This is a genomic window from Paenisporosarcina sp. P5_A11, from assembly GCF_056400705.1.
The window spans coordinates 1-13,210 of sequence record NZ_JBFUKT010000085.1 but is presented as its reverse complement, the minus strand read 5'-3'; the positions used below and the strand labels follow the sequence as shown (position 1 = coordinate 13,210).

Here is a 13,210-nt window from a genome sequence, read left to right as displayed (position 1 = left end):
TTTTAGGCAAGTAATCAAATTCGTCTATTTTTATTTGGGCATAAACTTCTTCCAGACTATCAGATTTGTTTTCTTTTTCCAGTTTATTCTCTTTTTTATCATTCTTGATTTTCACTTCATCCAGACCAAGCTTTAAGAAATCTAGCTTCCGTAAATTTGCTTTAAATTCGAGTTCAAAAAAAAGTAATTTTTCATCGTCCTTTTCTTTTTGTTTTTTGATTCCTTTAATAAACACTCTTTTTTCCTTTATATCAATGATTAATTGGGCTCTTTCATTTTCAATTACCTCGTATCTTTGAATGATTTCTTTCTCTTTTTTAAGCTGTGTCACCACATTTCGAAGTTTGCCTATCTCTCTAGAATGAAAATTGTATGCTTGAAGATTTTTCGGCTTTAGCGTTTCTTCAAAGTCATTCATAGTCTTCTTTAACTCTGCTTGCTCTAACTCAGCAAGAACGACTTTGCTATATAACTTATTTTTCTCTGCATACTTTCGATTTTTTAGACGTGTAAAATCTTTAAATTCATCTTTTAAATAACCTAAATACTGATCACTTTCAGTGTTGGTTAACTTAATAAAAGGATTTCCACATAAACCACAATTATCCTTATTTAACTCTTCATCAACGTTTATAGCCAAAGTGTTTAGGCAATGAGGACAAGTGTCTATAGGTAGTATGCCAATAATTTTCTTGGCAGTTTTTAGCTTATCACTTTTTTCGATATCATTTCTTATTTTGTTAATATAGAAGTCATACTCATCTATTTCCGTTTCCAATCCGATTAATATTTCACGATATTTACGTACTTTGAGCGATGATGTACTGAATTGTTTGCGGATATGGGCAATGACAGAATTGATCTCAGTAGTGCCAGTTTCCATTGCTGCTATTTGTTGAAGATGATTTAAGATTAAATTTTCTTTTGAATAGATCTCGTTTTCTATCAGGTTGGAAACTTTAATTGAGATCATATCTATTATTTCTTCAATGTCTCTAAGTGAAGTCTGTTTCTGCTTTAATAACGATTCCAACTTATCCAATTCATATCTTGCTTTAATAACCTCGGTACCAGAAAACTTGAGAAGAACTTCAAAAGCAGTTTTTCTTACATCCCTTAGGCCATAACGTGGATTAATGGCTTGAATATCATGCCATGCACCTTGATGGATGATAAAAAGAGGCATCAAGTTCTGTATATAGAACAGCATTTTAACATCTTGATTCTCTTCTTCATTTTCAGATTTCTCACCGTTTGTTATTGGAGTTATATTCAAGAATGAAAATAGGAATTCTTGATACGTATCATTACCTTTGAAGTTATTCTCTTTTCGCATCTTATAAAAAGAATGGGATGGGCTAGTGTGTAATAATGATTCTAAATTGGAATCTTCATTAAGCTCAATTCCACTAAATATGGTTACCGGATCATCCCAATCCATCGTATTTCGAACAACGACTACTCTTTCTCCATTATTTACTAATTGCAAATACACATGTGATTGAATGACTTTTTCTTTGTAATGAATTTTAAATAAACTCTTAAACCCTAAGATATCTTTTCGTATGCCATAAATTTCTTCACCCTTTAAACCGAAAATAATGCTTTGTATAAATAATGATTTTCCTAGTGTATTCTCACCATAAWTCATATTAAATTCTCTAATTGTATTATCTTCTTTCACCAATGATACAAATCTTCGATACTGGTTTATATTTGTTTCAACACGGATTAAGACAGCCTCAATAAACATCATCGTTCACCCCATTGTATCCCAAAATAAGAGAAGGGAAATTTTCTTGCACATATTTTTCAATTGATTCATTCGATGCATTTTTTGGGAATAATGAATTTATGACTTCCATTCTTGATACCCATTCTGTCTCAATGAATTTGATTTCATCAGCTTTCTTAGTCCCGAGTGATGTCAAGTTCACCATAAATGACTTTTGAGATTTTGAGTAATAATCATATTTTACTTCGATTATTTTTTTACTAATCATATAATTGAAAATTGAATCATAACGATGATCCCAGGGACCTCTTATGTATTTAATCATCGGTGAAAAAGCACGTTCTTTTTCAAATTCCTCTAATTTTATTAATGAGCCCAAATATTTTTTTTTGCTTTTTTCAATAACTTTTTCTAGATAAAATGGGTAACGTATTAAAAAGTCGAGAAACGAGAATTTTCTTCTACCGTACAATGTGCTATGCGAAAAAAAGCCGCCTTTTGTATCTCCACAAATTCTAAGTAGTAAAATTATTCGATAGGCATGAAAATCATAATCGTCATCAGGATCTGTGTATATAACTTGTTTATCCAGAGGTGCCGTTTTCATTACTACTCGGTTTTCAATTAAAACCTCAAAAAATTCATTTACATTCGAGTTATTTTCTTCGTTCATCTTTATCACCTTCCAACCTATGCCATCGAAGATGACATTCGGCGGCCATTTGATACATCTGTGCGAACACAATTTCTTCATCAAAGTCAATATTTTTACGTAACTTTAAATCCTTAAGCAATAATTTTAATTCTTCTTGAAAAGATTTCCAAAATGTTCTAGCATCAAAGCCTTCATTTACCCCTTCATCATTATCAATTACCGTATTTGTACAAAGCATCTTTACCTTCGCCTCAAGTTGTTTTAAGGCAATGTGTTGTGAATTCAAATTTTCGAGCTTAAGTTTTTGAAGAAAAAGTAAATATCTGCATCTTAACTCAGTTGCTACACTGATTAAACTCTCTTGCATTTCGGGATCTTTAATATTGATCATTTCAATTTTTTTAGCTAATTTACTTTGTTTTTCCAAATCACTAAGCATAATCTGCTCTAATTCCTCTGGCTCTACTACTGGTAAGTCAATCATTGATACTTCAGTTTGTACGATTGCCGTTGCAGCTATCGTGTCTATTTTTTTGGTAAGTTTCGTGAGTGTTGTGTTGACTTCGCCAAATCCTTGCTGCAGAATCGTTTCAATAGCATCGAATCTGTCAATGAATACTTGCTCAATATTTTCTTTGATTTGTACTTCAGTCTCAGTAAATATTTCATTAAGTAATTCATTATCTAAACACCGGTCTTCTAATTCGGATTCTGTTGATTTTAAAAATATCTCTGATAACAGCCGATTGAAATATAGTTCAGTAGCCACTTTTGTGTTTATACCTTTTATTAATTTAATTGCTTCATCTTTCAATCTCTCTATGGACACTACAGGAGTAATAGAATCGAATGTCCACTTTATACTGAGGATGAATTTGGATAGTGTTTCAGTATCCATAATTTTGTCATGCATTTCCCTTGAAAGATTTTCTCTTAATTGATGTTCCATTTTTAAACTGTCTATTAACAGTAGGTTCTTTTTCTTCGTAGCTGCGCTTTTTGATTTACTGTTTTCAATCGTGGTAATCTTTGTGGCAATATCCTTCAACAATGAGTTTTTGGCTTCCAGGGTTGTATTCATTAAAGTTTTTTGAATTTCAACAACCAAACTTGAAATCAATTTCATATTTGAATTCTTTATTGGTTGCGAAGAAATCCACTCATTAAGCAACTTATCATCGCGCGATACCTTAGAATTGGTTTCAAAGCAAAAGTGACCATCGTACTGGCTATTACTTACAAAGAGTATAAAAAAATTGTGTAATGATTTTGTAATGTCTCGATGGTTTAAATTAAAGACACTAGAGTAACATTTAACTTGCGTCCATTGAATAGCCATATTTTCCCGGTTGATTTGTTTTATGTCATCTTCAACCTCGCAGTAGATCCTGTTATCGATTCCACTTTTATAGTTGTTTAGCCATTGAACTAAGGTCTTTAAATATTGATATACAAAGCCTCTGTTTGTACCAACGGCATCAGTGTCTTTTTTGAAAATAATTAACTCACGCGACATGTCTTTTCCCCTTATGCGTTCTCGTTCCAAACAGCCTTTTCCCCAATTATAGTAGTTAACTAACATATTAGAAAGAATTCATTGTTAATAGAGTAATTTTTATCCAATATACAACTTTAATTTCAATTAAATATGTATTTTTTGAAAAAGAGAGTATGGTTCAAACTATGGACCGTGAAAGGAAAAATAATATAACCAAACAAAAAAAGGCTACGGACATCATCGTAACCTTTTTTCACTTTCTGATTATCAAAACGGAGTTTCTTCTATATAAATAGTGTTTTTACATCTAAGCATCCAATTCTTGCTCAAGTTTCTCCTTATTGGTGAGATTACATTGAATATTCATTCCTAAGGTGCCTTAAATTGAGTCGTGTCTAACAGAAACAATATTTGCCCAACAATTAGATCATTTACGTTCCAAATAGCGATAGATTGTTGTTCGAGAAACGCCCCATCTTTCCGCCACATCTTTAATTGGTATGCCTCCATCAATAAGAGCTTTCATCATTTCAATATCTTTATCTCTGTATTTCTCTGGACGTCCGCCAAGTCGCCCCCGTGCTTTAGCCGCCACTCGTCTCCTGCAGCAGAACGTTCTTTTCGTTCAAGAACTGCCTACTTAAACGTTTAGTAGATTAAAAAGGAATGTTCCTAAATAAAAAGGCACAATCCTAAAAATTGTTTATAAAAGGTATTCCAAATCGGTTGAAAATCTCATATATGAAATGAGTTTCTTCTATTATATAGGTTAACTATAAAGATTCTTCATACTCTCTGACTAGTTTATAAAAAGTAGTCTTTTTCACACCAATTTCCTGCATTGCCTTAACTGCCGTTATCTCTTTTAATTTCCATCGATCATATGCTTGTTTAAACTCCGCGGTAACCGTAACCTTTGGTCGGCCAAATACTATGCCGTTTTGCAAAGCAACATCAATTCCTTCACGCTGCCGTTTACGAATACGCTCTCGTTCCTCTTCTGCCATCCATGAAAGAATCTGTAATACAAGATCCGCAATGAATGTTCCTAGACTGTCTTTATATTGAGTCGTATCGAGCAAGGGCATGTCCAGCACAACAATATCTGCCTGGATGTTTTTTGTGATGTCATCCCACTCATGCAAAATTTCTTCTTTATTCCGACCAAACCGATCGAGCGAATGAATATAGAGTACATCACTTTTTCGTATAATCCGTTTTAGCAATTGATATTGAGCTCTTTCGAAATCTTTACCACTTTGTTTATCCATGAAGATGTCCCGTTCACTTAGACCTAATTTTTTCATGGCCTCTAATTGTCGACCTTCGTTTTGATCCTTGCTACTAACTCGTATGTATCCGAATTTTTTATTATCCATTTATTTACTCCTCGTTTGGGATTTCTATCTTTTATTCTATCAAAAACGTTCGTAAAAGTATGTGTGAAATAGAGGACGTTCGAAAATTATTTTTATAGTTTTACGAACTATAAAAATGACTAATTACTAGCATTTTAAAACAGTTCGTAAAAGTGTACTTTTACGAACTGTTATATTTAACTTAGTTTAGAAATCTTTTCTATTAGCTCAAACTATGTTGTGGAAATTTTTAGTATAATACAGAAAGATGCGAAAAAGGAGATTACTAACTTTAGATGCATAACAAATGATTAAAGGGAAGACTTTTTGACAGGTTGATAATCTGCTTTTTCAATTATTGAAGTAAAACTTAAGGAGAAAAACGTACATTAATATTATTTAGGGGGAATCTTGTGAGTGTATTATTAACTTTAACTCATAATAATGAACACATTCAGTTCCATAACGATAAGCTTGGAACAGTGGGAAACACCACTTACAAACCTGAAATATGGAGTGAGTTAAATAAGGTAACTTGGCGGGTTAACGAAGAAAAATTTAAAGAAAAAGAAATAACATATATTTACACCGGTTCTACTAAGCTTGGGCATCGAAAGGAATTACATCAAGTGGTAATGAGACTTTGGTATGGAGATGAAGATTTTGAAGTAGCTTATCAGGATAAGTATATAATCGAACATCATAATAATGATGCCTTTGATTGCAGAATTGAAAATATGTCATTTGCTTCTAAAGATTTGAATTTGGCTAAAGCTCATACTTTTGATAAAAATCAACCTCAACTGGTTATGCGAGTAGCTGTCAATTTTTATAAAGATTTTGATTCAAAGCAATATCAAATAACGATATTCTTCACAGACAATTACAAACTATTAATGGATGGAAACTCTGTTTATATTGAGAGATTGTACCTTGTTTATTCTAATAATTTTAGATTGGTATATACAGATGCCAATAGAGTAGTAGATGAATTACTCGAAAATAGTGAAATCCTATTTAGATTGTTATCACCTGAGAAGATATCTTACAAAGAAGCACTTTTTTATGTGCGTAACGATGGAGAAGAAGTAAGTGGTCTCAATTGGATAACAGATGAATCTGGGCAAATGATTGTAGTTGTAGGAAATGATAGTAAGGGAAAAATGTTTATACAGAGTATACCACCGAAAAAAGACTTATATTAACAATTTAAAACTACCGGTATTCAATTTTAGGTTACATATCATGCATTCCTGGAAGTAATAGGGGATGCCCATTAGTTGAAGTAGAAAGGAAGAAAAAATGCTTGGATCAGCATTTTTCTTCCTTTTTGTTTATATAAGCATCCTTAGGAGCTTACGACGATTTTTCTTTTTTCTTTGCTATCTGAACGACTATATATCGTACCCATGACCACCAGTAAAGCACCAAGATAATGATAGAGGGTAAGAGGTTCATCCAAAAAAACCGCTGATAGCGCATACCCGAAGACAGGTGTTAGAAATAAGAAGTTGTTTGCCTTCACAGCATCAATTTTGAGCAAGTAAAACCACAGGAGCATAGCTAGAATCGAAATCATAACCACCTGCCAAAATAGCCCGAACAGAAAATAGCGGTCAATTTGAATGTAGAAGTCCGGTTCGAGCAGAAAAACAAACGGAAGGGCAATCACACTTCCCAAAATAATCTGCCACGTGTTAATGACCACTCTCGGCAAATCCAACTGGATTTTTTGGAAATAGACACTCCCAATACCCATCGAAAGGATGCCAGTTCCTAAAATAAGCAGACCCACTAAAGTAGTGCGCAGCGAATCCAGATAAGGGATCAGTGCGATTAACAGGCCGGCTGCTGCAATGACCATTCCCAGTAATTCTTTCTTTTTCAATTTCCGTTTGAGAAAAATGGATGAAAGAAACACAACGAAAAAAGGATTCAATGTGATAAGCAAATTGAACATCGTCGAATCGACATAAGCTAATGCCATAAAAGAACAACCCACATACAAAGTGGTATTCAAGACTCCTAATACCAGTAGGTGCACCCATTCTTTTTTTCTCGGATAAGGATATGATTTTTTATAGAGGTAAACGAACAGGTATAAAATTCCTCCGGCACATACTAAACGTGTAGCAGCAAAAATCAGCGGTGTGGATGATACAAGGCCGATTTTTGTGGCGATCGCTCCTGTTGCCCAGATAAACGCGTATAAAATTCCGATGAATGTATGCATCTGCTCACTTCTTTCATGTAATCAATCCCTTCAAGTATAATAGGAGAAAATGGATTAATAAAATTGATAGATTGAATCAATGGCATCACTATTTTCGATGGATAAAAGGAATGGGGCATCCACCGTGGAAATCAGACATCTTATAACCTTTAAAACGATCACAGAAACAGGCGGCTTTACCAAGGCTGCAGATCAGCTGGGTTACGCACAATCAACGGTTACTTCGCATATCAAAGCCTTAGAGGAGGAATTTAACCAGCCCTTATTTGATCGGGTTGGAAGACAAATCATCCTAACTGAAGCCGGAAGAAACCTGTTGCCCAAAGTAAATAACCTGATAGCAGCATACGAAGAAGTGAGAGAAGCCATTTCCCTCAACGGAAAGGCAGAAGAAAAGATTGTCATTTCGGCTCCTGAAGCCTTATTAATTTACCGATTTCCTGCGGTAATCAAAACGTTCAAAGAACGGTATCCGAATGTCACGATCGAGTGGCGGCATTTAGATCCGCTGACAATCAAGCAGGAACTAACGACCGGAAATGCTAATTTAACGTTTCTGTTGGGCCAGAAAGTCAACGATCCAGCCATTCAAATCGAAAAGCTGGTCGATGAAAAAATGATGTTATTGGTTCCGAATGATGTTTATATGGATCAATCTAATTTTCTGACGGACAGCCACCTTCTTTTTACCGAAAGAGGTTGCAGTTACCGGTCGGTTTTTGAAAAGCTGATTCAAGAACAAGGGATTTCAGCAAAAGCGACGACCGAATTTTGGAGCATTGAAGCCATTAAGCAATCCGTTATCAGTGGTCTGGGCGTATCCATGCTGCCGCACATCACTGTAGAAAAAGAGCTGGCGGAACAGAAGTTGATTGGCATTCCATATGAAGTTGGCTTTGAGTTCGGAACCTATATGCTGCATCATACGAATAAATGGTTATCTCCGGGAATTAAAGGATTTATGGAAGTCGTTCGGGAATATGCGCAAGCATGGAGAGGGAACTAAGCGGGTTTTCTTGCCTTTTTGTTGTTATAGCAACTTCAGTTCTCTTAGTTTACATATGACCAATTATCGGAAGCAATAATAGACAAAGATTAAATACTATATCTTTAATAATCAGTAGTGTCGTGTTCAGAAAAGGACGAGTATTGGAACATATGCAATAAAAATTTAACGATCAATACGCTTACAAAGATAATAACGGAGACCAAATAGGTAAGACAAATGTTCAGAGCGTTGATTGAAATAATTCGATTCCTTGCAATGCCATCAACACAGGAAAATTTTTCTGTATAATTCTTTGATATGGGTAATCTAGGTCATAGTGCAGCCGGTGAAGCTTCCGAAGCTGACTGAAAACCTTATTGCATGAGTGAATAGGTTTTAGTCTCGGTATGTTCTGCAACAAGCGCCTGCTATGTTGTATTTCTTTTTTATAAAGCATCTTCTTAAACCCTTCTTTTGACATATTGTAAAATACGAGGTATCTTTGTGTATAGTATATTCAAATAATCAGATATACAAATATTTAAACACTAAAAAAAGAGAAGGTTGCATATGAAACGAAAACTTGTATTTAGTGGAAGATATGCTGGATATTCATTACAAGGTTTACAAAAAGATTTATTAGCTGGATTAATCGTAGCTGTCATAACAATCCCTTTAGGAATGGCGTTTGCAATCGCTTCTGGCGTTAAACCAGAGTATGGTATTTACACAAGCATCATCGGAGGGATATTAATTGCACTTTTAGGTGGATCCAAATTTCAAATTGGTGGGCCAACTGGCGCATTCGTTCCTATTTTATTTGGTGTTGTCATGGTGTACGGTTATGAAAACCTTTTAGTAGCAGGATTTTTAGCAGGTATCATCTTGCTATTAATGGGGATTTTTAAATTCGGCTCCTTGATAAAATTCATTCCTAAGCCTGTAACTATAGGATTCACTTCAGGGATTGCCGTTATAATTTTTGTCAGCCAAATAGCCAATTTTTTAGGATTAAAAGATGTGGAACAACATGAAACCTTTTTTAGTAATCTTCGAGAAATTATTATTCATATTCCTACCATAAATTTGTATAGCGTGTTGACTGCAATAATATGCCTCATCACCATATTACTTACACCCAAATTTGTCCCGAAAATTCCGGGACAAATTATAGGTTTATTACTTTCAACTGTGGCAGCCAGTTTGATTTTCCCGAATCAAGTAGCAACAATTGGTTCAACATTTGGAGAAATCCCAAATACTCTTCCCAACTTCCGGATACCTGAGATTACTTTCGAAAGGATCCAACAAATGGTTGTTCCAGCTTTTATCATTGCTGTACTTGGTAGTATCGAGTCATTATTATCGGCAGTTGTCGCTGATGGGATGACAACTAGTAAACATAATAGTAATCGGGAATTAATGGGGCAAGGAATTGCCAATATCATCACTCCTTTATTTGGAGGCATTCCGGCTACTGGAGCAATTGCTCGAACTGCAACCAATATTAAAAACGGAGCAGTTTCTCCTTTCTCTGGGATTTTCAGCGGGTTAATTGTTTTGCTAATCTTAATGCTTTTTGCTCCATATGCTTCGAATATTCCTTTAGCAAGTATGGCGCCTATCCTTATGGTCGTTGCTTGGAACATGAGTGAGCGAAAAGTTTTTTATCAATTATTAAAAACCAGATCGAGCGATTCACTCGTTTTAGTGGTTACCTTCTTCCTAACTGTTTTCGTTAATCTTACTGTTGCAGTTGAAGTAGGTCTTCTATTAGCGGGTTTATTATTAATAAAACGAATGAGTGATTCAGTTGTTACTGTAAAAGGTCTTCCAAATCCAAAACATAAATATGAAAAAATAGATGCTACTATGGTGTCCTCAATCCATGACTGTCCACAAATTAGCATTTATACGATTGAAGGTCCATTGTTTTTTGGAGCAGCACAAACATTTGAACAAACCATATTAAATGCCATTCACTTTAAACCTCGAGTGTTGCTGTTAAGAATGGGAAAAGTACCTTTTATGGATACCACAGGAGAAGCTTATCTAACCAGTATAGTTAAAAACTTTTCAAAAAATGGTATTGTATTAATATCTGGAATTAATCCTCAACCTAAAAAATTGATGACCAATACAGGTCTGGCTACTTTAATAGGAAAAGATCAATTTTTTGAACATACCGGAGATGCCATTAACTCTGCACTTCAATATTTAAATAAAGATACATGTCTAGGCTGCAAGCATTTTGCATTTAGAGAATGCACGGCTTTATCCAAGGGTACTCACGTGATAGAAGAAAAGTGAAGAAATACTTGATATCGTAATTGTCAGGATAGAAGGCGAGGAATTAACATGACCACTGAAATAGAGCAATTTAAATCCGAATTTTTCAAAGCGCTCGCTCATCCACTCCGTATTAGAATTCTTGAGCTGTTAGCTGAAGATGATAAAAATGTTAACGAAATTCAAACCATTTTAGGTAGTGAAGGATCGGCAGTATCGCAACAGTTAACCATCTTAAGGGCTAAAAATATAGTTATTGGAACCAAAGAAGGAAATCGTGTGGTCTATTCTTTAAGAGATCCGATGATTTCTGAATTGCTCCTCGTGGCTCGACAGATTTTTAATAATCACTTGGTTGATACCATAACAATTCTGGATAAATTTAATGCACCTTTAAATGAAGTAAACAAAAAATGATGATGCAGAAATGTAACAATGGATTAACCTTTACACATCAATAAGTCATCTATAAAAATTGGTATTGAAAACACTGTTTCTTAATTGAAACGGTGTTTTTTTATTTTTTAATTTCATCGTACACTTTATCAGCTGAAACATTAGGCGCTGTCAGTCTTAGAAAGATAAAATCCTTTTCATGTTCTGCTTTGATATATTCCATCAAGGTAGGTATCGGAGTAAAAATAGGTGAGCAACAGATCCATAGCAAATTCAATCCAGTCGGAATCCACTTCTTTAAATAGCTGGTTTAAATCAAAGGATTCTTCATATTCAAAGAATCGAGCAAGCGTTACAGCACTTGTTCATTTTTATTTAATGATTTCAAGTCATGTTGTTGTTCTTTTGATTCCACGTATAATCTAAGATTTGGGCATTTTGCCAGAATTTCCTTAGTCGCTTTTTTCATTTAAACTTCCTCCTCTTCTTGAATCATTCAACATTGAATTTAGTGGATCAAGATTTGTTGAATGATTCAACTAATATCCTTTTTCTTTTTAAAATGACTACAATATGTCCCAAGTAAATTGTCTGTCCTTTCTTCGTCATGAAAAAATGCACCCCCTAAAATAGTACCGTTCAAACCCGGGGGTTTTCAACGTCTATTCTAAGGGGTGCACTTCATTATTAAACTAACGCGGTCCAGGTATCTTTCCTCAGAAAACATCCGCAAGGTTTTGTTCAGAAAACCACGAGTTTTGTTACAACAGTCATTTATCATTCCACGATTATATACTTAATATTTAAAATCCAAATTGGATATTTAATATAGTTTAAAAGTACCACTCTATAGGATTTGCACTTGACATGCAAATTGATCATTAATTGTTAAAAATATGACTAATTACTTATTTTTTGTTTTAGTGGTAAATAATGGGCTTAAAATTGATGAAAATATATTTTGTTAAAAACCAATAACACCAAGGCTTCATCCGATTTTTATTACTTGGAACAAAACTTTATCTAATCTATTATACCTATATAAATAAATTGGGAAATAGTTACTAAATACCGATTCTGGAAAACTATGAATATTTTCGACAAATTGTGACAAAAAAACTATTGTCATTCTTATATAGTTTGTAGTAACAACATGAGATTCAAGATTTGCACCATTGAGACTGTTTACCGTTAGGGAAAGGGGGCAAGGGTGTTTTTATGTGGTCATTTTTAAGTAAACGTAAAAAGGGATTAGCTTCATGAAGTGTGAAAAATGGATAAAATTCAAGGGGGGAAAGAAGATGACGAAGAAAAAAAATTCTAAGAGGTCGTTCAGCATTGCTATGTCCTTACTCATGACGTTGTCACTAATTGCACCTGGGGTCGTGAGTGCGGAAACAACTAGTAAGCTTCATCAGTCGGTCAATAACACGAACTTAATGGCAAAAGATAAGCTAGAGCCTTACTACACATATCCAGGTGGAGAAATTGGTTATGATGATGGTACAGCTGAAGGTGCGCATGTTTTCTATGCAGCAGGAAATGCTAGGGCAGTAAAAATGTCTCTTCCTGAAGGTAAAGAAAATGGCCTTGTAACTGATGGCGTATTCCTCTTCGGGGATACGGAATGGCCTGTACCAGGTGGAACTGAATTTGCTGTAGAAGTATGGGATGCCACTGGTGCTGGCGGTACACCAGGTAAGAAACTTGCAGGTCCAATAGATGCCACTGCACTACGTAACGGTGAATGGACAGTAGTCGACTTAACTGAACATAACATTGTAGTGAATGGCGACTTCTACATGGTTTACAGACAAACATTTGCGAATCCGAACACTCCAGCCCTTGCAATTGATGTAAATGGAACAAATGCAAAAAGAAGTTACGAATCTGTTTCAGGTACATGGTCAGCTTTACCTGCAGCGGATGGAAACTACATGATCCGTGCACGAGTTAGTCATGAAGTAAATGCACCAGTTATTACTTCACCAACAGATGACTTAGCAACAAATGATCCAGCTATTACTATAGAAGGAACTGCTTCACCTACTACAACTA

Annotated in this window: 9 protein-coding genes and 2 pseudogenes; 5 read left to right on the top strand and 6 right to left on the bottom strand. The window is 34.8% G+C overall.

Translation table 11 applies throughout. The annotated features are described in order from the left end of the window. From AC1DOS_RS12345 to AC1DOS_RS12325, 5 genes and pseudogenes are all read right to left on the bottom strand, one after another. Positions 1–1,756: hypothetical protein (locus tag AC1DOS_RS12345; RefSeq protein ID WP_477537738.1), on the bottom strand; the 1,756-nt coding region annotated here is incomplete at its 3' end. Beyond that, complete coding sequence (locus tag AC1DOS_RS12340) at positions 1,743–2,408, bottom strand: hypothetical protein (protein ID WP_477537737.1); 666 nt, start codon at positions 2,406–2,408, stop codon at positions 1,743–1,745. The genes AC1DOS_RS12345 and AC1DOS_RS12340, both read right to left, overlap by 14 nt. Continuing rightward, positions 2,392–3,906, bottom strand: a complete 1,515-nt coding sequence (locus AC1DOS_RS12335; RefSeq protein ID WP_477537736.1) for a dsDNA nuclease domain-containing protein — start codon at positions 3,904–3,906, stop codon at positions 2,392–2,394. The genes AC1DOS_RS12340 and AC1DOS_RS12335 overlap by 17 nt, the downstream gene beginning before the upstream one ends. Before the next feature lie 409 nt (positions 3,907–4,315). Beyond that, positions 4,316–4,509: pseudogene (locus AC1DOS_RS12330) on the bottom strand (helix-turn-helix domain-containing protein); the annotation flags it as partial. A gap of 152 nt (positions 4,510–4,661) precedes the next feature. Continuing rightward, positions 4,662–5,267: a recombinase family protein gene (locus AC1DOS_RS12325; protein WP_477537735.1), complete on the bottom strand. Its 606-nt coding sequence runs from the start codon at positions 5,265–5,267 to the stop codon at positions 4,662–4,664. Positions 5,268–5,659: 392 nt separating this feature from the next. Between AC1DOS_RS12325 and AC1DOS_RS12320 the strand changes: the two genes are divergently transcribed. Continuing rightward, a complete protein-coding gene (locus AC1DOS_RS12320; RefSeq protein WP_477537734.1) occupies positions 5,660–6,451 on the top strand; it encodes a hypothetical protein in 792 nt (263 codons plus the stop codon). Positions 6,452–6,594: 143 nt separating this feature from the next. On the opposite strand, the gene AC1DOS_RS12315 is transcribed toward AC1DOS_RS12320, so the two are convergent. After that, positions 6,595–7,479, bottom strand: coding sequence for a DMT family transporter (locus AC1DOS_RS12315; RefSeq protein ID WP_477537733.1), 885 nt, complete (start codon positions 7,477–7,479; stop codon positions 6,595–6,597). Positions 7,480–7,603: 124 nt separating this feature from the next. Here AC1DOS_RS12315 and AC1DOS_RS12310 point away from each other — a divergent pair, with 124 nt between their 5' ends. From AC1DOS_RS12310 to AC1DOS_RS12295, 4 genes and pseudogenes are all read left to right on the top strand, one after another. Then, entirely contained in the window at positions 7,604–8,485 is an 882-nt protein-coding gene (locus AC1DOS_RS12310; RefSeq protein WP_477537732.1) for a LysR family transcriptional regulator, read from the top strand. 552 nt (positions 8,486–9,037) lie between these two features. Continuing rightward, positions 9,038–10,777 carry a SulP family inorganic anion transporter gene (locus AC1DOS_RS12305; RefSeq protein WP_477537731.1) on the top strand — a complete coding sequence of 580 codons (1,740 nt, stop codon included), beginning with the start codon at positions 9,038–9,040 and terminating at the stop codon, positions 10,775–10,777. A 48-nt stretch (positions 10,778–10,825) separates the two neighbouring features. Continuing rightward, complete coding sequence (locus AC1DOS_RS12300) at positions 10,826–11,173, top strand: ArsR/SmtB family transcription factor (RefSeq protein ID WP_477537730.1); 348 nt, start codon at positions 10,826–10,828, stop codon at positions 11,171–11,173. A 1,430-nt stretch (positions 11,174–12,603) separates the two neighbouring features. Then, a pseudogene (locus AC1DOS_RS12295) lies at positions 12,604–13,210 on the top strand (peptidase S8); the annotation flags it as partial.

Bases quoted from the DNA above. Each gene is read 5' to 3' on its own strand.
- AC1DOS_RS12340 (WP_477537737.1), bottom strand. From the start codon at position 2,408: ATGAACGAAGAAAATAACTCGAATGTAAATGAATTTTTTGAGGTTTTA.
- AC1DOS_RS12335 (WP_477537736.1), bottom strand. From the start codon at position 3,906: ATGTCGCGTGAGTTAATTATTTTCAAAAAAGACACTGATGCCGTTGGT.
- AC1DOS_RS12325 (WP_477537735.1), bottom strand. From the start codon at position 5,267: ATGGATAATAAAAAATTCGGATACATACGAGTTAGTAGCAAGGATCAA.
- AC1DOS_RS12315 (WP_477537733.1), bottom strand. From the start codon at position 7,479: ATGCATACATTCATCGGAATTTTATACGCGTTTATCTGGGCAACAGGA.
- AC1DOS_RS12305 (WP_477537731.1), top strand. From the start codon at position 9,038: ATGAAACGAAAACTTGTATTTAGTGGAAGATATGCTGGATATTCATTA.
- AC1DOS_RS12300 (WP_477537730.1), top strand. From the start codon at position 10,826: ATGACCACTGAAATAGAGCAATTTAAATCCGAATTTTTCAAAGCGCTC.